The organism is Limnoglobus sp. (assembly GCF_059499385.1).
Genome location: NZ_JCABYM010000111.1, coordinates 163,579 through 190,441 on the forward strand (window position 1 = coordinate 163,579; position 26,863 = coordinate 190,441).

The 26,863-nt window shown below is 71.0% G+C and carries 20 protein-coding genes; 18 read left to right on the forward strand and 2 right to left on the reverse strand.

Translation table 11 applies throughout. The features are described from left to right. Window positions 1-15 precede the first annotated feature (15 nt). The 16 genes from AC5JJ2_RS20490 to AC5JJ2_RS20565 all read left to right on the forward strand — a co-directional run bounded on the left by AC5JJ2_RS20490 (window position 16) and on the right by AC5JJ2_RS20565 (window position 18,003). Window positions 16-936 carry an exosortase/archaeosortase family protein gene (locus tag AC5JJ2_RS20490; RefSeq protein ID WP_495859889.1) on the forward strand — a complete coding sequence of 307 codons (921 nt, stop codon included), beginning with the start codon at window positions 16-18 and terminating at the stop codon, window positions 934-936. 2 nt (window positions 937-938) lie between these two features. Beyond that, window positions 939-3,224 carry a polysaccharide biosynthesis tyrosine autokinase gene (locus AC5JJ2_RS20495; protein WP_495859890.1) on the forward strand — a complete coding sequence of 762 codons (2,286 nt, stop codon included), beginning with the start codon at window positions 939-941 and terminating at the stop codon, window positions 3,222-3,224. Next, window positions 3,221-3,877: an exosortase-associated EpsI family protein gene (locus AC5JJ2_RS20500; RefSeq protein WP_495859891.1), complete on the forward strand. Its 657-nt coding sequence runs from the start codon at window positions 3,221-3,223 to the stop codon at window positions 3,875-3,877. The genes AC5JJ2_RS20495 and AC5JJ2_RS20500 overlap by 4 nt, the downstream gene beginning before the upstream one ends. Before the next feature lie 50 nt (window positions 3,878-3,927). After that, complete coding sequence (locus tag AC5JJ2_RS20505; RefSeq protein ID WP_495859892.1) at window positions 3,928-4,716, forward strand: sugar transferase; 789 nt, start codon at window positions 3,928-3,930, stop codon at window positions 4,714-4,716. Next, window positions 4,713-5,996, forward strand: a complete 1,284-nt coding sequence (locus AC5JJ2_RS20510) for an O-antigen ligase family protein (protein ID WP_495859893.1) — start codon at window positions 4,713-4,715, stop codon at window positions 5,994-5,996. The genes AC5JJ2_RS20505 and AC5JJ2_RS20510 overlap by 4 nt, the downstream gene beginning before the upstream one ends. A 1-nt stretch (window position 5,997) precedes the next feature. After that, window positions 5,998-6,903 carry an ABC transporter permease gene (locus tag AC5JJ2_RS20515; protein WP_495859894.1) on the forward strand — a complete coding sequence of 302 codons (906 nt, stop codon included), beginning with the start codon at window positions 5,998-6,000 and terminating at the stop codon, window positions 6,901-6,903. An 8-nt stretch (window positions 6,904-6,911) separates the two neighbouring features. Then, complete coding sequence (locus AC5JJ2_RS20520; RefSeq protein ID WP_495859895.1) at window positions 6,912-8,168, forward strand: ABC transporter ATP-binding protein; 1,257 nt, start codon at window positions 6,912-6,914, stop codon at window positions 8,166-8,168. 20 nt (window positions 8,169-8,188) lie between these two features. Then, the gene (locus AC5JJ2_RS20525; protein ID WP_495859896.1) at window positions 8,189-8,890 is read left to right on the forward strand and encodes a hypothetical protein; all 702 of its coding nucleotides are present in this window, start codon (window positions 8,189-8,191) and stop codon (window positions 8,888-8,890) included. A 13-nt stretch (window positions 8,891-8,903) separates the two neighbouring features. Continuing rightward, window positions 8,904-10,064, forward strand: a complete 1,161-nt coding sequence (locus tag AC5JJ2_RS20530) for a glycosyltransferase family 4 protein (RefSeq protein ID WP_495859897.1) — start codon at window positions 8,904-8,906, stop codon at window positions 10,062-10,064. Next, the gene (locus tag AC5JJ2_RS20535) at window positions 10,061-11,224 is read left to right on the forward strand and encodes a glycosyltransferase family 4 protein (RefSeq protein WP_495859898.1); all 1,164 of its coding nucleotides are present in this window, start codon (window positions 10,061-10,063) and stop codon (window positions 11,222-11,224) included. The genes AC5JJ2_RS20530 and AC5JJ2_RS20535 overlap by 4 nt, the downstream gene beginning before the upstream one ends. Before the next feature lie 3 nt (window positions 11,225-11,227). Further along, window positions 11,228-12,442, forward strand: coding sequence for a glycosyltransferase family 4 protein (locus tag AC5JJ2_RS20540; protein ID WP_495859899.1), 1,215 nt, complete (start codon window positions 11,228-11,230; stop codon window positions 12,440-12,442). Window positions 12,443-12,554: 112 nt separating this feature from the next. Further along, window positions 12,555-13,733, forward strand: a complete 1,179-nt coding sequence (locus tag AC5JJ2_RS20545; RefSeq protein ID WP_495859900.1) for a glycosyltransferase family 4 protein — start codon at window positions 12,555-12,557, stop codon at window positions 13,731-13,733. Then, window positions 13,730-14,650, forward strand: coding sequence for a glycosyltransferase family 2 protein (locus AC5JJ2_RS20550; protein WP_495859901.1), 921 nt, complete (start codon window positions 13,730-13,732; stop codon window positions 14,648-14,650). Before AC5JJ2_RS20545 ends, AC5JJ2_RS20550 begins: the two co-directional genes overlap by 4 nt. Further along, on the forward strand, window positions 14,647-15,366 hold the full coding sequence (locus AC5JJ2_RS20555) for an acyltransferase (RefSeq protein WP_495859902.1): 720 nt from the start codon (window positions 14,647-14,649) through the stop codon (window positions 15,364-15,366). The genes AC5JJ2_RS20550 and AC5JJ2_RS20555 overlap by 4 nt, the downstream gene beginning before the upstream one ends. A gap of 29 nt (window positions 15,367-15,395) precedes the next feature. Further along, window positions 15,396-17,717 (forward strand): FG-GAP-like repeat-containing protein, encoded by a 2,322-nt coding sequence (locus AC5JJ2_RS20560; RefSeq protein ID WP_495859903.1) that lies wholly within the window; start codon window positions 15,396-15,398, stop codon window positions 17,715-17,717. 133 nt (window positions 17,718-17,850) lie between these two features. After that, window positions 17,851-18,003, forward strand: coding sequence for a hypothetical protein (locus AC5JJ2_RS20565; RefSeq protein WP_495859904.1), 153 nt, complete (start codon window positions 17,851-17,853; stop codon window positions 18,001-18,003). A 119-nt stretch (window positions 18,004-18,122) separates the two neighbouring features. On the opposite strand, the gene AC5JJ2_RS20570 is transcribed toward AC5JJ2_RS20565, so the two are convergent. After that, window positions 18,123-21,422, reverse strand: a complete 3,300-nt coding sequence (locus AC5JJ2_RS20570; protein ID WP_495859905.1) for a WD40 repeat domain-containing serine/threonine protein kinase — start codon at window positions 21,420-21,422, stop codon at window positions 18,123-18,125. A 55-nt stretch (window positions 21,423-21,477) separates the two neighbouring features. Further along, a complete protein-coding gene (locus AC5JJ2_RS20575; RefSeq protein ID WP_495859906.1) occupies window positions 21,478-22,074 on the reverse strand; it encodes a sigma-70 family RNA polymerase sigma factor in 597 nt (198 codons plus the stop codon). 164 nt (window positions 22,075-22,238) lie between these two features. Between AC5JJ2_RS20575 and AC5JJ2_RS20580 the strand changes: the two genes are divergently transcribed. Both AC5JJ2_RS20580 and AC5JJ2_RS20585 read left to right on the forward strand, forming a co-directional pair. Next, on the forward strand, window positions 22,239-25,070 hold the full coding sequence (locus AC5JJ2_RS20580; RefSeq protein WP_495859907.1) for a beta strand repeat-containing protein: 2,832 nt from the start codon (window positions 22,239-22,241) through the stop codon (window positions 25,068-25,070). A gap of 79 nt (window positions 25,071-25,149) precedes the next feature. Then, window positions 25,150-26,823, forward strand: a complete 1,674-nt coding sequence (locus AC5JJ2_RS20585) for a hypothetical protein (RefSeq protein ID WP_495859908.1) — start codon at window positions 25,150-25,152, stop codon at window positions 26,821-26,823. Window positions 26,824-26,863 lie beyond the last annotated feature (40 nt).

Below are 26,863 nucleotides of genomic sequence, written 5' to 3' on the forward strand. Positions count from 1 at the left end.
GAGGATTGGACCCCGATGGGGAAGACTGCCCTCCTGGACCCGCCGCCGACCGCCTCGCCGGTCGCCCCCCTCGCCGACCGGCGAAGCGGTCCACGCACGCCCCTCGCCGTCCTCGGCGTGGCGGCCGTGGTCTGGGCGTACTGGCCGGTTTTGACCCAGATGGCCGACCGCTGGGCGAACGACCCGCAGCTCTCGCACGGGTGGATCATCCCGCTCATCGCCGCGTACCTGCTCTGGGACCGTCGGGCCAGGCTCGCCGGGCGGCCGCCGGCCCCCGCGAACTGGGGGCTGTCGATCGCCGTCGTCGGGTTCGCGGTCTGGGCCGCCGGGGCGGTTTTCTTCTTCCCGTGGTTCGAGGCGATCTCGCTGCCCGTGACCTTGCTCGGCCTGGTCGCGTGTTGGGGCGGGCGGAACGGCGTGCGGTGGGCGTGGCCGGCCGTCGCGTTCTTGCTGTTCATGGCCCCGCTGCCGTACCAGCTCCAAATGGCGCTCGGCGGCCGCCTCCAAAGGCTCGGGACGACGGCCACGACGTTCGGCCTCCAGACCCTCGGCATCCCGGCCGTCCCGGAAGGGAACGTTGTCGTGCTGGAGAACGGCGCGCGGCTCGGCGTCATCGAGGCGTGCAGCGGCCTCGGCATGATGCTGACGTTCTTCGCCCTGACCACGGCGGCCGCACTGTTGGTCCGCATGGAAACCTGGAAGCGGGTTGTCGTCGTACTGAGCGCCCCGGCGATCGCGGTGGCGGTGAACGTCCTGCGGCTGCTCGCCACCGGCGTCTTCGCGGACCGGACGCCGGACAAGGCGGCGATGGTCGTGATCCACGACGCCGCCGGGTGGGTCATGATGCCGGTCGCCGCCGGCTTGATCGCGCTGGAAATCTGGGTGTTGAACCGATTGATTGTCGCGCGGCCGGCCGCCGGCCCGTTAGGAGTTTGACCGTGGCACGTTCCCCGAAGAACCGACTCCCCCGCCGTCCGTCCGCGGCCCTCGCGCCGACCGACGCGGCGGCACGCCCCGCCCGCCCGCGGCCGCAACCCGGCGGGTCGAACGTGGACCTCGGCGGCCTCTGGGCGGCGATCTACCGCTACCCGCGGACGACGGCCGTGACCGTCCTGCTGGCCGCCGCTGCCGCCGCCGCAGTGTGGACGTTCCTGCCGCTGCCCCGGTTGACCGGGTACATGACGTTCCAAATCTCCGCCGCCCCTAACACCCTCATCACGCCCGTCGGCAGTGATCGGACCGATTTCAACATGTACCGGCAGCGGCAGGCCACCGCCGTTAAGAGCCGGGTCGTACTGAACGAGGCGCTCAAGAAGCCGGGCGTCGCCGACCTGCCGATGCTCCGTGACCGGTCCGACCCGCTCAACTGGCTGGAAAACCAGGTCCGGGTGGACTTCCGGCAGGGGCCGGAGTTCATGCGGGTGGCGATCGAGGGGGACGACGCGGACCAACTGGAAACCGTCCTCGGGTCCATCGGCACGGCCTACACGGACGACGTGCGGCACAAGGAGGGGAGCCTGAAGCGGAAGGAGAAGCAACTCGCGGAGAAGACGCTCGCCGCCTACACCGAGGAGCTCGCGAACCAACAGCGGGACATCCGAAACTTCCAGGAGTCGGTCGGCGCGGCCGACCCGACGGTCATTGCGACCAAGCAGAAGATCGCGGACGAGCGGCACTGGATGACGCAGAAGCAACTGTTCGACGTGCAGGCCCAGATCCGCCGGCTGGACATCGACTTGAAGGCCGCCCAGGCCCGCAGCACCGCGACTTCGGCGACCGCGGCCGAGTCCCTCGTCCAGTTGGCCCTCAAGGCCGACCCGGAGGTGCAGCGGCTGACTACCGCCCGGAAGGCGCTCGTGGACCAGATCGCCCGACAGAAGGAGCGGCTCGCGGCGGCCGCGGTCGCGCAGTACACGAAGAAGGCCGAGGAGGAACTGGCCGCCGTTCAGAAGGACCTGGAGAAGGCGACGGCCCAGGTCCGGGCGGACACGGCCGCGGCCGTCAAGCAGCAGAACGCCGAGGCGGACAAGGCGGCCGTGGCCGGGATTAACCAGCAGCTCGCCGTCCTCCGCGAGTACGAGAAGGTCCTGGCCGTGGACGCCGAGGCGCAACTGAAAAAGGTCAAGGCGCTCGACGGCGGGCAGTTCGACATCGCCGAGCGGCAGGACAAGATCGCCGAGAAGCAGAAGGTGGCCCAGATGCTCGCCAGCCGGGTCGAGGCGATCCGGGTGGAACTCGACACGCCGTCGCGGGCAGAACTGTTGGAGCCGCCGACCACGGTTCCCGGCATCGAGGGCTACCGCCGCGTCCGGTACGCCGGGATGGCCTTCGTCGGCGTGCTGGCGCTCGGCGTCGGGTTCAACTTCCTCCGCGTCGTCCGCGACCCGCGGGTCGTCGGGGCGGCGTGCGTGGAAACCCGGCTCGGCCTGCCGATCGTCGGCATGTTGCCGCGCATCCCGGCGACCGCGGGCCGACCGGTCGCCGACAACCCGCCGGACTGGCAGGTCGCGCTGTCCGAGTCGTTGACCGCCACCCGGTTGGTCATGCTCAACAAGGACGTGGCCGGGACGCCGATCCGGACGGTCCTCGTCGTCAGCGCCATGTCCGGCGAGGGGAAGTCGTCGGTCGCGCTGCAACTCGCCATTAGCTTGGCACAGGCCGGGCACAAGACGGCCCTGGTGGACGGCGACATGCGGCGGCCGGAGCTTCACGTCCGGCTCGGGCTGCCCGCCGGGCCGGGGCTGGCGGAATTCCTCCGCGGCGAGTTCCCGATGCAGCCGGCGGTCCTGGACACCGGGATGCCCGGCCTGTCGTTCCTCCCGGCCGGCCGGTGGGACCAGCACGCGTCCCGGTCCGTCTGCTCCGGCGGCTGGAAGTCGGCGCTGTCTCAGTTGGCCGACTCGCACGAGTACGTCGTCGTCGATTCGACTCCGCTGCTGCCTGTCGCGGACGGGCTGGCGATGGCCAAGAACGTGGACGGCGTCGTCATGTCCGTCCTCCGGGACGTGAGCCAGTTGCAGAACGTGGCCGAGGCGCAGAAGCGGCTCGCGGCCGTCGGGGCGAACGTCCTCGGCGTCGTCCTCAGCGGGGCGGCCCAGGTGCTGTACCGGTACACGCCGTCGCAGCCCGTGACCGTCGGCCAGACGGTCTCCTCCACCGACGCGCTGATCCCCCTGGTCGCGTCGCCGGAGAACGGCGGTAGCGAGGTGAGGGTCTCCGTATGAGCGTGAAGCCGCACCTGCCGCTGGCCGGGTTCCTCGTCGCCGTCGTCGCGGCCGGGGCCGCGCACGGCGTCTACACCGACCGCTGGGGCCGGTCCCCGGACCGGGCAGCGGCCGTCGCGAGGCTGGCCGACGTACCCAAAACGATCGGCCCGTGGGTCGGCGAGGACCTGCCGCTGGACGCCGAGGAGGTCGCCCGCGCCGGCGTGGACGGCCACCTGCTGCGGGTCTACCGCCACCCGGCCGGGCGGCGGGCGGTGACGCTGTTCGTCGTGTGCGGCCGGTCCGGGCCGCTCTCCGTCCACACGCCGGACGTGTGCTACCAGGCCAGCGGGTACGCGATGACCACGGCCCCGGCCCGCGAGCCGATCCCTGGGACGGACGCGAACGTGTGGGCGGCGACGATGACGAAGCCGGCCGCCGCCGTGCCGGAGGCGCTAACCGTCCGCTGGGCGTGGCGGACGACGCACCCCGGCTGGCACGCCCCGGACCGGCCGCGGATGGCGTTCGCCCGCGCCGGCGTGCTGTACAAGGTCTACGCCCTGACAGACCGGACCGGCCCCCCCGGCCGCCCCGACCCGGCGGCCGATTTCCTCGGCCTTGCCTTGCCCGCCTTGGATCGCGCCCTGGCCGAAACACCGCCGGCCTCCCCTTGACCTCTCCAACAAACCCAGAAGTGACACCACGGATGACGAGGAGTCGAGACATGAGTTCCGCGGTTAATTTGATACCCGTGCCCCCGGCCTTGCGGCTGGACGGGGGAGGCGGGAGCATCCCGCTCGACACGGCCGTGATGTCTGCCCTCGACACGGTCGTGATGCCGGCCGTCCGCCCGGCCGTCGTGCCGGCCGCGGACGGGTCGCTCGCGTGGTGGAAGTCCGCGTTCGATTACGCCGTGGCTTTCACGCTGCTGGTCCTGACGCTCCCGGTCGTCCTGCTCGCCGCGGCCGCCGTCCGCGCCACGTCGGCCGGTCCCGCGTTCTACTCGCAGGTCCGGGTCGGGGTGAACGGCCGGCGGTTCACCATCTGGAAGCTGCGGAGTATGTACGACAAGTGCGAGGCGAAGTCCGGCATCCGGTGGTCCACGCCGGGCGACAAGCGGGTCACGCCGGTCGGCCGGCTCCTCCGGGCGTCGCACATCGACGAACTGCCGCAGCTCTGGAACGTCCTCCGCGGAGACATGAGCCTCGTCGGCCCGCGGCCGGAGCGGCCGGAGATCGCCGGCAGCCTGGCCGAGTCGATCCCGAATTACGACGACCGCCACCGGGTCAAGCCGGGCGTCACCGGCTTCGCGCAAGTCCTCCTACCGCCGGACACGGACCTCGACAGCGTCCGCCGGAAGGTGGCGACGGACCTGCGGTACGTGGCCGGGTTCGGCCCGTGGCTGGAGTTCCGCATCCTGGTCGGCACGGTGTTGCACCTGTTCAAAGTGCCCGGCACGCGGGTGGCCCGCGTCCTCGGCCTTCCGAACCCGGCGGGCGAAGGGGCCGCATGAGCTACGCCTCGCTCGCCCTGCTCACCGCCGTGCTGTTCCTCCGGCCGGAGGAACTGTTCCCCGAACTGGCGGGGACGCGGCTGTACCTCCTGTCCATCGCGGCGGGGCTAGTCCTCGCCGCGCCGGGCGTCCTCCGCCAACTCTCCCCCGCCGACCTCCGGTGGCAGCCGGTCACGCTCGGGGTCTTCGGCCTGCTCGCCACCGGCGTGCTTTCCCACCTAATGCGCGGCCGCACCGCGATGGCCGAAGAGTTCGCCGGCGAGTTCGGCAAGGTCGTCCTCTTCTACCTGCTGCTGGTCGCCGTACTGGACACCCGGCGGAAGCTGGACGCCTACCTCGGGTGGCTGGTCGCCCTCGTTCTCGGCGTGTCCGCGCTCGCGCTGATGCAGCACCACGGGTACATCGACTGGGAGGCCCTCGCCCCGGTCGAGCAGGCGGACGTGAACGACGACGGCGAGGTCATCAGCTACCCGCGGCTGCGGGGGACCGGCATCTTCAACGACCCGAACGACCTCTGCCTCGCCCTCGGCATCGGGATCGTGTGCGCCCTGTACCGCGGGTTCGAGACGCCGAACCTGTTGGCCCGGCTGTGCTGGCTCGCGCCGATCGGCGCGTTCTTGTACGCTTTCACGTTGACGAAGTCCCGCGGCGGGATGCTCGGCCTCGGGGCGGCCGCCGTCGCGTTCGTCGTGATGCGGTACGGCACGAAGAAGGGGCTGCTATTGCTGCTCGTGCTTCTTCCGGCGGCGGCGGCCGTGTTCGCCGGGCGGCAGACGAACATCACCCTCGGCGAGGGGACCGGCCAGGAGCGCATCCGCCTCTGGTCCGACGGGCTGGAACTGCTGTTCAACATGAACCCCGTCACCGGCATCGGCCCCGGCGAGTACGCCGAGGAACTGCCGCAGGTGGCGCACAACTCGTTCGTCCACGCCTACGTGGAAACCGGCCTCGTCGGCGGGACCGTGTTCCTCGGCGTGTTCGCGGTCGCGGCGCTGGCCCTCCGCGACGCGGCCCGGCTAGAACCGGGGCTGCCGGCGTTCCTGTTCGCGATGGCCGTCGGCTACGTCGTGGGGATGCTGTCGCTGTCCCGGAACTACGTCGTGCCGACGGCCCTCGTCCTCGGCTTGGCCACGGCGTACCTGAACGTCGCCGAGGGGGATCCGCCGGATTGGTATCGCGTGGACGCCCGGCTGCTAAAGCGGCTGGCGATCCTCGGCGTGGCCGGGCTGATCGGCGTGAAGGTGTTCGTGACCCTGTTCGCTCGGTTCGGAGGAGAGTGACGTGCCCGCGACGACCGACCTGGAAGCCCCGCCGCAGCCGCCGCCGGCCGAGACGCCGGACGTTCCCCGGCGTCGAACGGCCATCACCCCACCCGGCCGGTGGGCGTGGATCGACGTGGCGGAGCTGTGGCGGTACCGCGAGCTGCTCTACTTCCTCGCGTGGCGGGACGTGAAGGTGCGGTACAAGCAGACGGCCCTCGGCGCGGCGTGGGCCGTGCTGCAGCCGGCGATGATGATGGCCGTGTTCACCGTGTTCTTCGGCCGGCTGGCCGGCGTGCCGACCGGGGACGCGATTCCGCAGCCGCTGTTCTTCCTGGCCGGCGTCGTGCCGTGGTTCTTCTTCTCGTCGGCCGTGTCGGCTGCCGCGGCGAGCGTCGTCGGGTCGGAGCGGCTGGTGACGAAGGTGTACTTCCCGCGGCTGGTCGTGCCGTTCGCGGCCATCGGCGCGGCGGCCGTGGACTTCGTCGTCGCGTCCGGGTTGCTGGCCGTGGTCGCCATCGGGTGCGCCGTTGCCGGCTACCCGGTCGCGCCGGGATGGCAGATCGTGCTGGTGCCGGTGGTGGCGGCGTTCCTCGGCCTGACGGCCGCGGGCGTTGGGACGTGGCTGGCGGCGTTGAACGTCGAGTACCGGGACGTGCGGTACGTCGTGCCGTTCTTCATCCAACTCGGCATGTTCGCGACGCCGACGATCTACATGCGGCCGACCGGCAACGAGGGCGGGTTTGTGCAACTGCTCCTCGCCGTGAACCCGTTAACGAGCCTGATCGAGGCGTTCCGGGCCGGCGTCGTCGGCGGCCCCGTGCCGTGGGCCGGCCTGGGCGTGGCGGCGGCGGCGGCGGTCGTTATGTTCCTGGCCGCGTGCCTGTACTTCCGACGGGCGGAAGACCGGTTCGCGGACGTGATTTGAGGGCCGACATGTACCCGGCGGTTCGCGTGGACGAGGTGACGAAGCGGTACCAACTCGCCGGCAACGGCGGCGAGCGGGGCTACCGCACGCTCCGCGACTCGATCATGTCCCGCTTCCGCGGCGAGGGTCGGGCGGCGGCCGAGGACTTCTGGGCCCTCAAGGGCGTGTCGTTCGAGATCGGCCGCGGCGAGGTCGTCGGCATCGTCGGCCGCAACGGCGCGGGCAAGAGCACGCTGTTGAAAATCCTCTCCCGCATCGTCCGGCCGACCGGCGGGCGGGCGGAACTCGACGGCCGCGTCAGCTCGCTGCTTGAGGTCGGCACCGGGTTCCACCCGGAGCTGTCCGGCCGCGAGAACGTGTACCTGAACGGCTCCATCCTCGGCATGTCCCGCCGGGAGATCGACCGCAAGTTCGACGAGATCGTCGCGTTCGCCGAGGTCGAGAAGTTCCTGGACACGCCGGTGAAGCGGTACAGTAGCGGCATGTACGTGCGGCTGGCGTTCGCGGTGGCGGCGCACATGCAGCCGGAAATCCTGATCGTGGACGAGGTGCTGGCCGTCGGCGACGCCGAGTTCCAGAAGAAGTGCATCGCGAAGATGAAGGCGGCCGGCCGTAGCGGGATGACGGTGCTCGTGGTCAGCCACAACCTCGCGGTCGTCGAGAACCTGTGCGACCGCGCCATCCTCTTGGAGCGGGGCAAGGTGGTCGGCGACGGCGACGTGCGGACGCAGATCCGCCGGTACCTGAGCACGACCGCTCCGGACGACGCGTCCGAGTTCGACCTCCGCGGCAACGACCGCCGGCACACGGCCGCGGCGGCCGTGCTGACGAAGCTGGCCGTCCGATGCGACGGCCGACCGACGACGACGCTGCCGATGGGCGGGCGGTTGACGCTCGACGTGAGCTACGCTTTGCCGGAACCGGCCGAGGACTTGAAGATCGGAATCGTGATCGAGGACGGTTTCGGGTGCAAGGTGGTCGCGTTCTCGCCGACGTTCCAGGCCCCGGACCTGCTGAACCCGGCCCCGGCCGCGGGCACGGTCCGGCTCGACGTGCCGTGGGTGAACCTGGCCGAGGGCGAGTACTGGGTCAACGTCCACGCGACAGCCGACGGCCGCGGTGACGGCATCGAGCACGCCTGTCGGCTGGTGGTGACGCCGGCCGACGTGTTCAAAACGGGCAAGACGCTCGACGGGCGGGTCGCGGCGACGTACCTGCCGGGGGCGTGGTCGGTCGTCGATCAAGAACAAGGGGTCCAACGATGAGGGGCTGGCGAAAGACGGCCGTGACTGCGGCCAACCGAATCCTTCAACCGACCCGGCTGCGGCTGACGCACGAGGCGGTCCTCGAAGCCTGCTCCGGCGGGGTCGGCAAGCCGGCGGAAACGTTCCGGTTCGCCGGCCGCGACTACCCGTACTTCATCCATCACCACAACTGCGGGTTCCCCGGCGCGTTCGCCACCGAGCGGACGGTGGAGCTGGCCCTCGCGGACGCGTGGCTCCGCCGCGCCCCCAAGGGGAAGGTAATCGAGGTCGGGGCCGTCACCCCGTACTACTGGCCGGGGCGGGTGGCACGGGTCGTCGATCCGGCCGACGAGCACGAGCAGGTCACCGACCGGTGCGTGATGGGGGACGTGGACCTGACCGGGGCGTGGGTGCTGTGCGTGTCCACCCTGGAGCACTTCGGCCACGGCGACTACGGGCTGCCGAAAGACCCGGCCGTGTTCCGGGCCGCCGTCGAGCAGTTCGCCAAGCAACCGGCGGCGTTCCTCATCACGATCCCCATCGGGTTGAACCCGGTCGCGGACGAATGGGTGTTCGGGACCGCCCGTCCGGCGGGGGCGGCCGTGCGGTTCCTCGTCCGCGACGTGATCCGGCTCGGCTGGCGGGAGGTAACGGCGGCGGAGGCGAAGGCCCCCTACGGGCCGGTGGCCAACGCGGTGGCGGTGATCGAAAGGGGCGGCGAGTTGATTCAATCCGGGTCGTGACCCTGGAGGGGGAATGCGGATCGGCATCGACGTACAGAAGGCGCTCGACTCGGACTTCCCGACCGGGCTGTACTTCTTCCTGCAACGGCTGACGCGGGCGGTGACGGCGGCCGGGCATCGGCCGCACCCGCTGGCCCTGCCGCGGCCCGGCCGCACGTACCCGCCCGACCAGTTGGCCGCCCTCGGCCGGGCGTTCGGCACGCCGCCGGTGAAGCTCGTCCGCCGCCCGCGGCGGTGCTACCGGCTGTGGCTGCGGTACGGCCGGCTCGGCCGGCTGGACGCCGTGTGGCACCTGATGAACTCGCTCGTCCCGCACAGCCCGGCGACCGCGAACGTGTACACCGTGCCGGACGTGATCCCACTGGCGGTGGACTACGGCGAGCCGGGCTACACCGACTGGTGCCGCGAGTATTACGAAACGGCGGTGCGGGCCGGGGACGCGATCGTCGTCTGGAGTGAGCACACGAAGCAAGACGTGCGGGCCCGTGTCGGCGGTCGGCCGGAGCGAATCCATGTGGTGCCGCTGGCGGCCGGCCCGGAGTTCACGCCCCGGCCCGCGGCCGCCGTCGCCCCCGTCCTCGCGCGGTACGGGCTGACGGGGGTGCCGTTCGTCCTGTCGGTCGGCACGCTCGAAACGCGGAAGGACTACCCGACGCTGATCCGGGCCTTCGCCCGGCTCTTGGCGAAGGACCCGGCCCTGCCGAACCGACTGGTACTGGTCGGCGGCAAGTGGGCGAGTGGCGAGCCGGTCCTTGACCTGATTCGCACGTCCGGCGTGGCCGATCGGGTGTCGTACCTCGGCTACGCCGACGGACTGCCTGAGTTGTACGCGGCCGCGGCCGCGTTCGTGTTCCCGTCCCGGTACGAGGGATTCGGCCTGCCGCCGCTCGAAGCGATGGCGTGCGGCGCGCCCACCCTCGCGGCCGACGCGACCTCGCTGCCCGAAGTCGTCGGGGACGCCGGGCTGCTGTTCCCGCCCGGCGATGACGCGACCCTCGCGACGCAACTCGAGCGGGTGCTGACCGACCGGCCGTACCGGGACGACCTCGCCCGTCGCGCCCTCGCGCGAGCGGCCGGGTTCACCTGGGACCGGACGGCTGCCGGCTACCTCGCGGCGACGCGGGCCGCGATCCGCGCGAAGGGGTCGGCCCCGGAAGGGGCGGTGCGGGCATGAGGCTGGGCATCGACGTTCACCACTTCACGCACGACGAGCAGCGGGCCGGCCTGTTCTACCACGCGGTCGGGTTGCTCCGCGGGTTAACGGCACTGAAGGCCGATGTCGTGCTGTTCGTGGCCGGCGGGCGGGCGGCCCGCGCCGCGGCCGAGCGGGTCGCGGCCGACCACGGCATCGCGTTCCCGGTGCGGGGGTTCGACCGGCCCCGCGGCCGCCTGTACGCCGTGCGGGCTTGGGCCGCCGCCGTGCGGTCCGGGGTGAACCGGGTGGACGCCCTGCTGACGTTCACCTGCCCGTGGTATCGCGCGTCCCGCCGCCGGGTGAATGCGTATCTGATCCCGGACCTGACCGTCCTCCGCACGCCGGAGCACCACACGGCCGCGAACCGCGAGCACTGGGCCGAGGTGTTCGCCGCCGCCCGCCGGCACGCGGACGTGGCATTCACGTACTCGGAACACACGCGCCAGGAAGCGGTCGCCGAACTCGGCCTCCGGCCGGACGTGGTGCAAGCAGTCCCGCTCGCGGCGGCGGATTGCTACCGCCGGCTGCCGGAGGCGGATGTTCGGGAGAAGCTCGCGCCGCACGGCCTGGAGTACGGGCGGTACGTGCTGACCGTCGGCACGCTGGAGCCGCGAAAGAACCACGCGGCGCTGTTCCGCGGGTACGCCCAGTACCTGAACCGCCCCGGCGTGCCGCAACTCCAGCTGGCCGTCGCCGGGCCGACCGGGTGGATGAGCGAAGGCATCGTCGCCCTGCCGGGCGAACTCGGTATCGCCGACCGGGTGAAGTTCCTCGGCCGCGTCCCGGACCTGGCGGCGCTCTACAACGGGGCGGCGGCGTTCGTCTACCCGTCGCTGTACGAAGGGTTCGGGCTGCCGCCGCTGGAAGCGATGGCGTGCGGCGCGCCGACGATCGCCGCGGACGCGACCTCCCTACCCGAAGTCGTTGGCGACGCCGGGCTACTCGTTCGCCCGGACCGGCCGACGGAGATCGCGGACGCGCTCGAGCGGGTGTTAACGAATCCGACGCTTCAAGCCGACCTGTCGGCCCGCGGGCTGAGGCGGGCGGCCGAGTTTTCCTGGACGCACACGGCCGAGTTGTACCTCGCGGCGATCCGCGCGGCAGTGAAGCGGAAGCAATCCGAACTGGTGGGGGCCTAGTCGATGCGCGTGGCGGTGGACTTTACCGGGGCGGCGAACCCCCGCGGCGGGACGTGGCGGTACGGGGTCGAGCTGGCCCGCGGCCTCGCCGAGTCGCTACCGAAGGGGGCCGTCCGCGTCCCGGTGTTCGAGCCGCTGGCGGAGGAGTTGCTGGACGAAGTCCGGGCGACCGGCGCGCGGGTTCGGACCGGGCCGCTCACGTCGCGGGTGGACGTGCTGGACGGGATGAGCCGCCGCCGCGGGCGGTACGTGCCGTGGGACAAGCTCGTGCCGCTGGTGTACCGGCCGTGGGTCCGCCGCGGGCTGATGAGCCGGGCCGTCGCCGGGTGCGACGTGTACCACGCCGTCACCGTGTCCCGCAGCCGGCCACGCTGCCGCGCGACGGTGGGTTCCATCATCGATATGATCCCGGCCCTCTATCCCGGCTCGTGCTTGATGAGTACGGAGACGCACGCGGCCCTCGTCGAGGGGCACCGAAAGTACGCGGACCTGATCGCCGTTCCGTGCCGGGCCGTCCGCGACGACATCCTTCGCCTGACGAACGTGCCGGCGGAAAAGCTCCGGGTCACGTACTACGGCATCGACCACGCCATGTTCCACCCGGACGTGCCGCTGCCGCAGGAGTTGCTCGCGACCCACGGGCTGACGGCCGGGCGGTACTTCCTGTTCGTCGGGTCGCTGGAGCGGCGGAAGAACGTGGACCGAATGGTGAAGGCGTACCTCGCGGCCGTGCCGCCGGACGCCGACTGCCCGCTCGTGCTGGCCGGGGCGAAGGGGCACGACCACCCGGCGCTGAAGGACGTGCTGGCCGCCGGCGACGGGCGGGTGCGGCCGATCGGGTACGTGCCGGACGGCGCGCTGCCGGGGCTGTACGCCGCGGCGCGGGGGCTGGTACACGTCGCGCTGACGGAAGGGTTCGGGTTCACGCCGTTGGAATCGATGGCGTGCGGCACGCCGGCGGTGGTGGCGAACGTCGGCGCGTCCGGCGAACTGGTCGGCGACGCGGGGCTAGCCGTGGACCCGTTCTCTGAAGACGAGATCGCGCGGGCAGTTCACACGCTCCGAACCGACGACGCGGCTCGCGCGAAGCTGGCGGACGCCGGGCGGCAGCGGGCGGCGGCGTTCACCTGGGCGGCGACGGCGAAGGCGACGCTGGCCGTCTACCGCGAGGCGTTGGATGTCGCGAAGGCGCGGGGCGAGCCGGTAGTGGTGGCGTGATGCGTCTGCGGTTGTGGAACCCTGAGCGGAAGCGACGGGGTGAGTGACTAACACCCCGTCGCTTCCGCTCAGGGTTCCACGGAAAGCAGGGTCCTTGCGTGAGGTTGAGTTGATGCGGATCGGGTTCTTCACCCCGACGTACCCCGGCGTCAGCGGGGACGGCGGGATCGGGACGTACACCCGCGACCTGGCCCACGGGCTGAGCCGCTTGGGGGTTCGCGTCCATGTCGTCACGCCCGCCGACGGCGACGCCGCGACCGACGGCCCGGTGACGGTCCACACCTGCCGCGCGAACCACCTGCCGCTGGTGGACCGGTTCTTCCCCGGCGCGGGGGCGTGCTGGCGGGTCGGCCGCGCGGTGCGGCATGTGGCGAAGCGGGAGAAGCTCGACCTCGTCGAATTCCCGAACTGGGACGGCCTCGGCCTCGTCTATCAGGCGGTCGGCCCGACCGCGACCGTGGTGCGGCTGCACACGTCCGCGAAAGAGACGCAGCTGATCGACGGCCTGCCGGACACCCGCCGGTTGCGGTGGGACGTGTGGCGAGAACGTCGGCAGGCCCGCCGCGCGGCCGCGCTCGTCACGCACAGCGCCGCCCACCGCCGCGCGATGGCGGAAGAGGTCGGCGTGCCGGAAGACCGCATCGCGGTCGTGCCGCACGGCGTGCCGGTCTTCCGCGAGTGGGTCCGCCCGCCGCGGCCGCCCGGCCCGCCGACGGTCGTGTTCCTCGGTCGGATGGAACGCCGCAAGGGGACGCCCGAACTGTTGCAGGCGGTCCGGCAGGTGTTGGCGAAAGTTCCCGACGCGCGGTTCGTGTTCATCGGCTCCGACCGCCCGCACTGCCCCGGCAACCGGACGCACGCGGACTACTTGAAGCAAGAGTTCCCGGCCGCGGTCCAAGAGCGCGTCACACTCTCCGGCCGGTTGCCGCAGCCGGACGTGGACCGCTGGCTGCAGTCGGCCGACGTGTTCGTCGCGCCGTCGCTGTACGAGTCGTTCGGCCTCGTCTTCCCGGAAGCGATGCGGTGGGGCACGCCGGTCGTCGGCACGACGGCGGGTGGCATCCCCGAAGTGGTGAAGCACGACGAGACCGGCCTGCTCGTCCCGCCCGCCGACGCGACGCAGCTGTCCGCAGCGCTGGTCCGGTTGCTTACGAACGAAAGCCTGCGAATGAAACTCGGCGCGGCGGGCCGCGCCGACGTTGAGGCGCGGTTCAGTTCCGACCGAATGGCCGCGGACGCGGCGGCCTTCTACGAACAGGTCGTCCGCCGAACCGCGGGGAGGGCGTCATGACCGGGCCGACCGTCAGCGTAGTGATCCCGACGTACAACTACGCCCGGTACGTCGGCGACGCGATCGACAGCGCGCTCGCACAGACCGCGCCGCCACTCGAAGTCGTCGTCATCGACGACGGCAGCACGGACGACACGCCGGCCGTCCTCGCGAAGTACGGCGACCGCATTCGCGCGATTCGCAAAGAGAATCAAGGGCTGTCCGCCGCCCGCAACACCGGCATCCGCGAGGCTCGCGGCGAGTGGGTCGCGTTCCTCGACTCGGACGACGCCTTCCACCCCCGCAAACTCGAACTACAACTCGCCGCGCTCGCGGCGGACCCGAAGTTGAAACTGGCGGCCACCGCCGCGTTCTCGGACGAGCCGGTGGCGTGGGCCGACATCCCGGCCGCACCGCCGGTCGTGCCGGTGACGGCCGGGGCCGTCGCCGTGCGGACGTTCTTCGCCCCCAGTAGCGTTCTCGTCCGCCGCGATTGTTTCGACGCGGTCGGCGACTTCGACACGGCGCTGCGGTCGGTGGAAGACCGCGACATGTGGGTGCGGGTGTGCGCCAAGTTCCCGGCCGCGGTCGTGGCCGCGCCGCTGACGTGGATTCGGCAGACGCCGGGGAGTATGTCCCGCCACCCGGAGCGGATGGAACACTTCGACCGCGTCGTGATCGACCGGTCGTTCGCGCTCCCGGAGCTGCGGGGCCGGTGGAAACTCCGGCGGAAGGCGAGGGCGCACATGCTGCTGTCGTCGGCGTACACGTACCTGACGGCCGGCCGGCCGGCGGCGGCGGCGGTCCGGGCGGCGAAGGCGCTGGCCGTGTGGCCGGTCCCGCTCCCGCGGGACGAGGTAAAGTTGCCCTGCGTCCGCGGTCGGCTGCTGGCCCGGTCGTTGGTGCGGATGATGACCCGCCGGGGGGCAGCGCCATGAGCTGGACGGCCGCGATTCGCCGGGGGCAGGGGCCGGTCTGGGGGCCGATGAAACGGACGGCGAAGGCCGTGCTGTCCTTCCACCTGCCGGTGAATGCGATCACCCGCCCGGTCGCGCGGTTCCTCTACCGCGTCCACGTCGCCGTTCGCGAGGGGCTGATTTGGGCGAAGCGGTTTTTCTGGTTCGAGCCGCTTTTCCGTGGGCAGTGCGAATCCGTCGGGGCCGGGTTCTGGATGGAGGACCTGCCGTACATCCAGGGCCAGGGCCGGATCGTGATCGGGGACAACGTGCGGCTGTCCGGGAAGCCGAGCATCGCGTTCGGCCGGGCCGGGGCCGCGCCGCCGGAACTCGTCATCGGCGACGGCACGTTCGTCGGCCACGGGTGCGGGTTCTTCGTCGCGCGTTCGGTCCGTATCGGCCGGCACTGCTTGCTCGCGGGCGGTGCCCTGATCTATGACCTGGACGGCCATCCGCTGGACGCCGCCGACCGCCGGGCCGCGCTGCCGACGCCGCCGGAGCAGGTCGCCCCCGTCGCCCTCGGGGACGACGTGTGGGTCGGGGCCGGGGCGGTCATCCTCAAGGGCGTGACCGTCGGCGACCGGGCGATCATCGCGGCCCGGTCGGTCGTCACCCGCGACGTGCCGCCGGACTGCGTCGTTGCCGGGAACCCCGCCCGCGTCGTAAAAACACTCGCCGGTTCGCCCCTTCCGAATTGACATCGTCGCTCGACACAAAGGACTCATTCATGGACGCGAACCCGCGATTCGTCCCGACCGTGACCGCCCTCGAAGACCGGCTGGCCCCCGCCGCCGGCGACCTGGACGCCACCTTCGCCGCCGGCGGGCGGGTGATCCTCACGACCGCCGGGGAGGCGGTCTTCAACGACGTGACGGTCGTGGCCGGAGACAAGATCGTTGCCGTCGGCACGGTGACGAACCCCGGCACGGACATCCTCGTCGCCCGGTTCAACGCGAACGGGACGCCGGACCGGACGTTCGACGGCGACGGGATCAAGACAATCGATGTCAACGGCGGGGCCGACGCCGGGAACGCGGTCACGGTGCTAGCCGACGGCACGATCCTCGTCGCCGGGCGGACGACGGACGCGAACGGCAAGGCGGACGCCGCCCTCGTCCGCGTCTCGGCCGACGGCGCGACGGCGACGGTCCGCACCCGCGACCTCGGCGGGGCCGGCGGGAACAACGAGGCGAACACCATCGGCGTGAACCCGTCCACCGGCGACATCTACCTGGCCGGCGGGGTGACCGGGCAGACGTTCGCCGTTTACCGGTACGACGCGGCCCTGAACTTCGTCGGCGAGGTCGCCCCGGCCCTCGGCGCGGCCTACGCGCTCGCGGTGAACGCGGCCGGCCAGCTGTTCGTCGCCGGGCCGGGCGGCGGCAGCACGTTCGTCGTGGCCCGGCTCAACCCCGACCTCGGCGGCGTGGTGGCGAAGTCTTTCGACTGGACGCCGACCGTCCCCGGCCCGCTGCTCGGGGCCATCGCCAACCGGGTGGCCGTGAACCCGACGACCGGGTCCGTCGTGGTCGGCGGGTCGATCCTGACGACGACGACCGACGCCAAGATCGGCGTGCTGCGGTTGGACGCCAACCTGAACGAGCAGGCCCGCACGGCCGTGCGGCTCGGGGCCGGCACGCCCTACGACCGGATCACGCTCGACCCGCAGGGCCGCGTCGTCCTCGTCGGTACGACGAGCACCGGCGGGACGGTGAGCAGCACCGGGTCCGTCGTCGCCACGCGGCTGGCCGCCGACACGCTCGCCCCGGACCCGGCGTTCAACGGGGGGGCGGTCCGCACCTACGATTTCGGCGGCACCGACCTCACCGGCGCGGTGGCGACGAACGACCGCGGGGAGATCGTGATCGTCGGCACGAACAACCCGAACCGGTCGATCGCCGTCGCGGGTAACAAGCCGGAGGTCATCAAGTTGCTCGGCGACCTCCCACTCGGCGGGGGCGGCGGCAGTTCTGGCGGGGGGGGTGACGGTGGCGGTGGCGGCGGTGGCGGCGGAGGGGGTGGTGGAAGCGGCGGCGACGGCAACGGGTCGGGGCCGAACATCGGTCCGGCCGTCGTCGGCGGGCAGGGCGGGCTGGTCCGGTTGCTAAACCCCGTGTCCGGCTCGTACACGCTCGGCAACACGCTCATGCCGATCCCCGGCTTCACCGGCGACGTGCGGCCCGCCGGCGCGGACGTGACCGGCGACGGCGTGGCGGACATCATCGCCGGGGCCGGGCCGGGGAGCGAACCCCGCGTCCTCGTCATCGACGGCGTCAGCGGCGCGACCGTCTTCAACCTGCTCGCGTTCGAGAAAACGTTCACCGGCGGCGTGTTCGTCGCCGGGGCCGACCTGAACGGCGACGGCAAGTCCGAGGTCATCGTCACCCCGGACCGCGGCGGCGGCCCGGTCGTGGCCGTGTTCAACAGCGCCGGCGGGCAGGTGAACCGGTTCTTCGGCATCGAGGACCCGAACTTCCGCGGCGGCGCACGCGCCGCGGCCGGGGACGTGGACGGCGACGGCACGCCCGACCTGGTCGTGTCCGCCGGGTTCCGCGGCGGCCCGCGGATCGCCGTCTACGACGGCCAGCCGATCGGCGTCGGCCAGGGCGTGGTTCGACTCGTCCCGGACTTCTTCGCGTTCGAGGCCACGCTCCGCAACGGCGCGTTCGTGGCCGTCGGCGACGTGGACGGGGACGGCAAGGCCGACCTTGCGTTCGGCGGCGGGCCGAGCGGCGGGCCGCGCATCCGGATCGTCAGCGCCGCCCGGCTGATGGCCGTCCGCCCGGCGTCGCTGGACGACGCGGCCGCGGCCGGCGTCGGGCTGGCGAACTTCTTCGCCGGCAACCCGGCCCTTCGCGGCGGCGTCCGCCCCGCCCTCCGCGACGTGGACGGCGACGGCCGGGCCGACCTCCTCGCCGGCAGCGGCGAGCGGGAACCGTCCCGCGTCCGCGTCTACCGCGCGCCGACGCTCCTGGCGAACGGGGCCGCCGACCAGGAACTCGACCCGTTCGGGGTCTCAACCCTCACCGCCGGGGTCTTCGTCGGGTGATTTCATGCCCCGGCGAGTTTTCATGGTGTTGCCTTGTAAACAGGGTTTACAAGGCTGAGAAATGGCGTGAATCGGGCACACCGGTTGCCACTCCCAAATCGTTGAAGATGTGGGGGTAACGGGGGACATCCTCATGGCAACCTTGATGCTCGCCGGGGAAACACACCACAACCGGTTCTGGCCGCTGGCACGCGCCGCGGTCGCTCGCGTGACCGACACGGTGTGCCTGGTGTCGGCGCTGGCCGTGTGGCTGGTGTTGTACCGGTGGAACCCGGACCCGCCGTGAGCGGCGATTTGCTCACCCCCGCGCGTCGTCCCTCTCGCCCCTTTCTTTCCGAACGTAGAACTCATCCGCGACCGCATTCCTGCGATTCGTGTCGTCCAGTTGTCGGCAAGAAATTTCATTCATCGTTCCGCGATCCAGCCGCGGAGGGTCGTCCCGGACGAGTAGAGCCGCTGCCCGTCCGCGGACCAGACGAGGCCGACGAGGTCGGAGTTGCCGCCGTCGAGGGTGAGCAGCTCCTTGCCGGAATCGGTGTCCCACAACCGGATCATGCCGTCCACCCCGGCCGTCGCTAGCCGGGAGGCCGACGGGTGGAACGCGACCGCGTTCGTCAGGCTCGGGTTGCCGATGAACGCCTTCGCCACCTCCCCGGTGCGAACGTCCAAGAGGCTCAGCGTCCGATTCCGTCCGGCCACGGCAATCGTGTACCCGTTCGGGCTGAAGTCGAGCGCCAGGGTCACCTGATCGGTGGGGATGGTCTTTTCGAGAACCCGGTTGGCCACGTCCCAAACCTCGATTCGGTCCGTCCCGCTCACGGCCAGCCGGTCGCCGGTCGGTGCCCAGGACAGCGTGTAGATCGGGCCTTCCAGTTTGGTCAACGGCTCGCTCGCCGCCCAGGATAGCGTGTTCCAAACGCGGACGTTCCCCTGCAAATCCCCGAGGGCCAGGAACATCCCCGTCGGGCTGAACCGGATGCGGGTGATGGACGTTCGGGTCGCGAGCGTCTTCAACTCGGCCCCGGTCTTGGCGTCGCGGATGACGACATCGCCGGACCCGCGGCCGGCCGCCAGCCACCGGCCGCCGTGGTCGATCGCGGCCTCGCCCCGTCCGGGGACGCGGGCCGTTTCCGTCGCGGTGGTCGGGTCGTAGACGCGGACCTCGTCCTCGCCGTAGCTGCTGAACGGCCGCGGGGCGACGACCAACTGCTTGCCGTCGCCGGTGATCGTCAGGCTGCCGGCCCGGTCGCCGAGGTCGGCCACCTTCGCGAACTCCGTGGACTGCTTCACGTCCCAGATGCGGAGGGTGTTGTCGGCCCCCCCGGTGGCGAAGCGGCTCCCGTCCCGGCTGACCGCGACCGAGTAGATCGCGCCGCCGTGCCCGCGGTAGGCCCGCAGCGTGTGCCCCGTGCCGACGTGCCGGACCAGCAACTCGCCGGTCGGCGTGTTCATCAAAACGGCCGCGGAATCGGGACCGGTCGCGAGGCACGGGCGGCCGGTCAGGTTCTCGGCCGTCCGAACCGCCAGGCCGGTTTCAACGTCCGTGAACTGGACCAACGTCGGCATCGCCTCGATCAGCGTCTTGCCGTCGGCCGTGAGGGCGAGGGCCTGCACGACCGCGGGCCGCTCCAGCGGTTTGCCGACGGGCGTTCGCGTGGCGAGGTCCCAGCGGCGGACCACCCGATCCTGGCCGGACGTGAACATCAGCTTACTATCTAGGCTGAAGACGCCGGTGACGACCGCTTGCGCGTGTCCGATTAACGGGCCGAGTGGTTGCCACGTCCCGACCTGCCAGAGTTTTAGATGAACCCCATCCGCGGTCGCCAGCGTACTCCCGTCGGGGCTGAAGCCCACCCAGCTGGTGGCGGGGGTTTTGAACAGAGCCGTCTTCGCGTCCGCGTCCCAAACGCTCAGTTCCTTGTCCTTGTCCACCACGGCCAACCAGTTCTTTGTCGGGTGGGCCGAGAGCATCGACCCGCGAACGTCCAGGTACGTCGGCCGCTCGTCGTTCGCCCAGACGCGGACCTCGCCGGCCCCGTCCGCGGTGACGACGCGGCCGTCCGCCAGGAACGCCGTCGCGACGACGCCGTTCGCGTGGCCGCGGCGGACCACGGCGGTCGCCCGGCGGAGGCCGTCGAGGTAGTACCACTCCCAATCCCGGCGGGTCGGCGGGCACTCGTCGAGCGTGTGCCACGCCTGCTCGAGGTGGTTCATCTGGTACAGCCGCGCGGCCGACGCGACCCGTTCCAGGTAGAGGGCCTTCTGCTCGCGGTCGAGGAGCGTCGCCGTCTCGTTCTTCTGTTCGCGGATTCGGAAGTAACTCACCGCGAGCGTCGCGACCATGCCGAGGAGGGAGAGCACGGTGAGCGCCGTCAGTCCGGTGATGATCGGGTGGCGGCGGACGGTCCGCCACGCCTGCTCCCACACGGACGGGCGGCGGGCGGAGATCGACCGGCCTTGCCGCAGCCGGGCGAGGTCGTCCGCCAGCGCGCCCGCGCTCGCGTACCGGTGCATCGGGTCCTTTTCGAGGCACTTCAAGCAGATCGTTTCGAGGTCCCGCGAGATGGCCGGGTTCATCGACGACGGCTTGCTCGGGTACTGGACGCACAACTGCTCGAGGATGGCGATGGGCGACGGGCCTTCGATCGGCGGGCGGCCGGTGAGCAGGTGGTAGAGGATCGCGCCGAGGCCGTACACGTCGGCGGCCGTCGTCACCCGGCCGGGGTCGCGGGCCTGCTCCGGGGCCATGAACGCCGGCGTGCCGACGATCGTTTCCGTCAGCGGCTTCGGGTCGTTCGGGTCGTACCACCCGGCGAGGCCGAAGTCGGCGACGGCCGGCTCGCCCGTCTCGTCGAGCAGGATGTTCGACGGCTTGAGGTCGCGGTGCAGCACGCCCCGCTGGTGCGCGTGGTGGACGGCCCGCGCGATCGTCTCGACGGTCCGGACGTGCTTCTCCGGCGGCGTCTTCGCCCCCGCGTCGGCGTCGAGGCTGCCGCCGGGGTAGAGCTTCATCACGAAGTACGGCACGAGTTGCCCGGCGTTCGACCACTCGCCGACCTCGTAGATCGGCACAATGTTCGGGTGGTCGAGCCGGGCCATCGCCTCGGCCTCGCGGCGGAACCGCGCCCGCGTTCGCTCGCTGACGACGCCGGCCACGGTCTTCACGGCCACGGCCCGGCCGAGCGGCGACTGCTCCGCCCGGTAGACGACGCCCATCCCGCCGTGCCCCAGTTCGGCCGTGATCTCGTACCCCGCGATGGCCGGCCGGGCGGTCGGCGTAGGAGAATCTTGTCGGGGGACGTGCGCGGCCGTCCGCTGGTTCTCGGTCTTCACGTCGAAGAGGGTCGCCAGCCGGCCCTTCAACTCCGGGAAGCGGGCGACGAATTCGTCTTCCCTTAACGGCGACGCGGTCCCCGCCCGGTGCGACCGCTCGCTCGCGATCAGGTCGAGGAGCCGCTCGCCCGTTGCGAGTTGCGGGTAGCGGGCCGTGTAGTCCTCCACCCGCGGCCGCTCGCCGGCGCGGAAGCGGAACTCCAGGTCGATCTGCACCAACTCGGCGAGCAGCGGGTCGGCGTCGCGGGTGTTCGTCGGGATGAACGAGAAGGGGTCGGGCCGGCCGCCGCTCTTCCAGGCGTCCTCGAAGCAACGGATGACCGCCTCGTGCTCGGCCCAAATGCTCTCGTGGTCCGCGTCCGGCTTGCCCATTGGAAGGAAATCCCGTCATCGCCGCGTCGCGGCGGTGGTGGGCGAAAGGGTAAGTTTAGACCTCCGCCTGCATCCGTTCTAACCGTTTCCGCGTCCGCTCCCGCAGCCGCCGGACCGACCGCTCGGCACGGCCCGTCTGTTCGCTAATCTCGGCCGCCGTGTACCCCTGGAGGCTCAATTCCAGGATCGCCCGCTCGTCGGCGTCGTCGATGGATTGGAACAGCCCTTCGACCATCTCGGACAACTGCACGGCTTCTTCCGGCCGCGGGTCGCGGTCGAGGACCAACTCGTTCAACGGGGTGGCGAAGCTGTCGCCGTCGGTGACGATTTCCCGCCGCACGTCCCGCTTCTCGGCGCGGAAGAACGCGGCCCGGTCGGCGCACTTCCGCACGGTGATGAGCGTGAGCAGGCCCCAGAGGCCGTCCCACCCGCCGATCTCCAACTCGCCCCCCCGATGCCTTACGAAGAAGCTCTTGTAGGCGGATTGCACCAAATCCTCGGGATCGACCTTCTGTTGCAGCCGCGCGTCCAGGGACACCCGCGCCAGGCCGACGAGCCGGCGGGTGAACCGCTCCAACACCATCCGCGCGGCCGCGTCCTCGTCGCTCTTTAGCCGCGCCATCAGCTCAGCGAACGAGTCGTGAATCGACATTCCGCCGCCTCGGAAAAAGTTCTCCGAAAATCTTGGCCGGGTTTTGATCCGGCCCGGATTGACGGGTGAGCACCGAACGATCCGACGAACCCGATCATTGTACCCGAACGGCGTCCCGATCGACTGCTTTCCCACCGTCGCCCCAGACACCGGAGAAGACGAGAATGTTACGCGACATGTTCAAGGCCCTGCTTCGCGGCTCCCGCCGCCGGACCGGGCGGAAGACGCCGCAGCCGAGCCGGTTCGCGCCGAGCCTGACGCCGCTGGAGGGCCGCGAGGTTCCGGCCGTCATCGCCACATTTACCCCATTCGCCGGCGGCATCCTGTCCGTTTTCGGCGACAACCTGGACAACAACGTCACGGTCAGCCGCAACGCGGCCGGCAACCTACTGGTCAACGGCGGGGCCGTCCCGGTCCTCGGTGGCACGCCGACCGTGGCGAACACGGCGCAGATTCAGGTCTTCGGCCTCGGTGGGAACGACACGATCACGCTGAGTGAGACGAACGGCGCGCTGCCGCGGGCGAACCTGTTCGGCGGGACCGGCAACGACGTGTTGACCGGCGGCAGCGGGACCGACATGCTGTTCGGCCAGTCCGGAAACGACACGCTGCTGGGCAAGGGCGGGACCGACTTCCTGTTCGGCGGCACGGAGAACGACGTGCTGACCGGCGGCGACGCGGACGACCAGGTGTTCGGCGAGTCCGGCGACGACCGCATGGTCTGGAATCCGGGCGACGACACCGACCTGAACGAGGGCGGGGCCGGGAACGACACCGTCGAGGTGATCGGCGGCAACGGGACGGAGACGTTCACCGTGACGGCGAACGGAACCCGCGTCCGGTTCGACCGGCTCGACCCGGCCCCGTTCGCCATCGACATCGGCACGTCCGAGAACCTGGTCGTCAACATGAACGGCGGGGATGACAAGTTCTCCGCCACCGGCAACCTGGCCGCGCTCATCAAGATCACGGTGGACGGCGGGACCGGCAACGACACCATCCTCGGCAGCAACGGGATCGACCTCCTGCGGGGCGGCGACGGCAACGACTTCATCGACGGCCAGCAAGGGAACGACGTGGCGTTCATGGGGGCCGGCGACGACGTGTTCCAGTGGGATCCGGGCGACGGCAGCGACATCGTCGAGGGGCAGGACGGCCGGGACACGATGCTGTTCAACGGCAGCGCGGGGAACGAAATCTTCGCCGCGTCGGCCAACGGCGGCCGGGTGCTGTTCACCCGGAACCTCGGCAACATCGTCATGGACCTCGACGACGTGGAGGCCATCGACCTGAACACCCTCGCCGGGACCGACACGACGACCATCAATGACCTGAGCGGCACGGACCTGGTGGAGGTCAACGTCCTCCAGTCCGGCACGATCGGAGGCGAGGCCGGCGACGGCGCGGCCGACGTGGTGATCGTGAACGGCACGAACGGGAACGACATCATCGACGTGTTCGGGGCCGGTTCGTTGGCGGCCGTCGTCGGGCTGCACGCGGTCGTGTCGCTGGCCGGGACGGAAGGGGCGAACGATTCCCTCGTCATCAACGCCCTCGGCGGGAACGACGGGGTGACGGCGACGACCACGCCGGCCGGCGTCGTGAAGCTGACCCTCGACGGCGGGGCCGGGAACGACACCCTCCTCGGCAGCCAGGGGGCGGACGTGTTCCTCGGCGGCGATGGGAACGACTTCGTCTTCGGCGACAACGGCAACGACGTGGCCCTCCTCGGGGCGGGCGACGACGTGTTCCAGTGGGACCCGGGCGACGGCAACGACACCATCGAGGGCCAAGACGGCAAGGACCTCATGCTGTTCTTCGGCAGCAACGCCAGCGAGAACATCAACGTCTCGGCCAACGGCGGGCGGGTCATCTTCTTCCGCGACGTGGCGAACGTCACGATGGACCTGGACGACGTGGAGGCGATCGAGTTCCGGGCGCTCGGCGGGGCGGACAACGTCGTCGTCGGCGACCTGTCCGGCACGGACGCGAAGGACGTGAGCCTCGACCTCCGCGGGCCGAACGGGGGCGGGGACGGGGCCGCCGACACCGTGACCGTCAACGGCACGAACGGGGCCGACCAGTTCGGGGCGGCCGGCGACGCCGGCGGGGTCAGCGTCTTCGGCCTGTCGGCGAAGGTCAACGTCTTCTTCCAGGAGCAGGCGAACGACCGGCTGACGCTCAACGGCCTGGGCGGGGACGACGTGATTAACGCGCAGTCGCTGGAAGCGGACGGCATCCGGCTCACGATGAACGGCGGCCTGGGCAACGACGTGTTCATCGGCAGCGAGGGGGACGACCTCATCAACGGCGGTGACGGCAACGACGTGGCGCTGATGGGGGCCGGGGACGACGTGTTCGTGTGGAACCCCGGCGACGACAACGACACGCTCGAAGGGCAGGCCGGGTTCGACGAGATGGTGTTCAACGGCGCGAACGTGTCCGAGAACATCAACATCTCCGCCAACGGCGGGCGGGTCATCTTCTTCCGCGACATCGCCAACGTCGTGATGGACCTGAACGACACGGAAGCCATCACGTTCAACGCCCTGGGCGGGGCGGACAACATCGTCGTCAACGACCTGTCCGGTACGGACGTGACGGAGATCAACCTGAACCTCAGTGAGGGCGTTGCCGCGGCCGACACGGTGACCGTACGAGGTACGAACGGGGACGACGTGGCCCTCGTGGTCGGGGACGCGGCCGGGACGAGCGTGTTCGGCTTGGCGGCCCAGGTGAACATCACCGGGGCGCAAGCCGCGAACGACCGGCTGGCCGTGAACGCGCTGGCCGGGGACGACGTGGTCGAGGCGTCCGGCCTGGCCGCCGGCGCGATCCAGTTGACGGCCGACGGCGGCGACGGCAACGACGTGCTGGTCGGCGGCGAGGGCAACGACGTTCTGATCGGCGGGGCCGGCGACGACGTGCTCGTCGGCGGGTCGGGCCTGGACGTGCTCGACGGCGGCGACGGCGACGACGTTGAGATTCAAGGCTAACGGACAACCACCACCGCGGCGGACGCCGGTTGGCGTCCGCCGTTTCCTTTCCCATGAGGCTCTGAAACCGAGAACACCGATGCACCGATACCTGATCCCGGCCGCCGTCGCCGGCCTGCTGTTCGCGGCCTTCTTCGCGACGAAGCCGGCCCTCCATCCGACCGCCCTGGCCCGGCCGGCGGACCGCGTCCCGCGGTTCGACGGCTTGGGCCGGCACACCCGCCCGGTCTGTGAGAACAAGGAGGCGCAAGCCTACTTCGACCAGGGCCTCGCGTTCTTGTTCGCGTTCAACCACGACGAGGCGATCCGGGCGTTCGAGCAGGCCGCGGGCCTCGACCCGGAGTGCCCGATGGCGCACTGGGGTGTGGCGACCGCGAACGGGATGCACATTAATAAGACGGCCGTGGAGCCGGCCCGCGCGAGGGCGGCCCACGAGGCGATGAAGCGGGCCGAGCGGCACGTACTGAAGGCGAAGGAGGCGGACCTCCCGCTGATCGCCGCGGCCGCGGTGCGGTTCGCGGACCCCGCCCCGGCCGACCCGCGGAAGTTCGACGAAGCCTACGCGAAGGCGATGAAGGCCGCGTGGGAGAAGCACCCGACGGACGGGGACATTGGCGCGCTGTACGCCGAGTCGCTGATGAACCTCCGGCCGTGGGACCTGTGGACGGCCGACGGCAAGCCGCAGCCGGAGACGCCGGAGGTCGTGGCGACGCTCGAAGCGGTGATGAAGCTGAACCCGGCCCACCCGCTGGCGTGCCACCTGTACATCCACGCGGTCGAGGCGTCGCCGCACCCGGAGAAGGCGGACGCCGCCGCGGACCGGCTCCGCGACCTGCAGCCGGCGCTCGGGCACATGGTCCACATGCCGTCGCACATCGACGTCCGCCGCGGCCGGTGGCAGCACGCCGTCGAGGCGAACGAGAAGGCGATCCGGGCCGACGACGCCTACCGCGCGGTTTCGGAGAAGCAGGGGTTCTACCGGCTGTACATGGCCCACAACCACCACATGCTAGCGTTCGCCGCGATGATGCAGGGGGAGTCGAAGAAGGCGCTGGCGGCCGTCCGGACGATGATCGCGGGCGTGCCGAAGGAGTGGGTGGCGGTGAAGGAGAACGCGGCCATCGCCGACGGTTTCCTGGCCGCACCCTTGGAGGTGATGATGCGGTTCGGGATGTGGGACGAGATTCTGGAGGAACCGGAGGCGGCCGAACTGTTCCCCATCGCCCGCGCCTTGCGGCATCACGCCCGCGGCGTCGCGCTCGCGGCAAAGGGCGAGCCGAAGAAGGCGCGGGAGGAACTCGCCTCGTTCCGGGCGGCCGCGAAGGCGACGCCGAAGGAGGCGACGTTCGGGAACAACACGGCCGCGGACCTGTACGCCGTCGCCGACCCGATGCTCGAAGGCGAAATCCTGGCCCGCGAGGGGAAGGTGAAGGACGCTATCGAGCACCTCGGCAAGGCGGTCGCGGCGGAGGACAAGCTGCGGTACGCGGAGCCGCCGGACTGGTTCGTCCCGGTCCGCCACGCCCTCGGCGCGTTCCTGCTTAAGGACCGACAACTGGCGGACGCCGAGAAGGTGTACCGCGAGGACTTGCGGCGGTGGGCGGACAACGGCTGGTCGCTGCACGGCCTGGGGACGGCGCTCGAAGCCCAGGGCAAGAAGGCGGAGGCCCAGGAGGCGCGTGAGCGGTTCGCGAAGGTCTTCCAGCGGGCGGACGTGACCATCCCGGCGTCGTGCTTCTGTGCGACCGACTGAGTGTCCAACCCACGCGGCCCGCCAATGTTTCCGGGCCGCG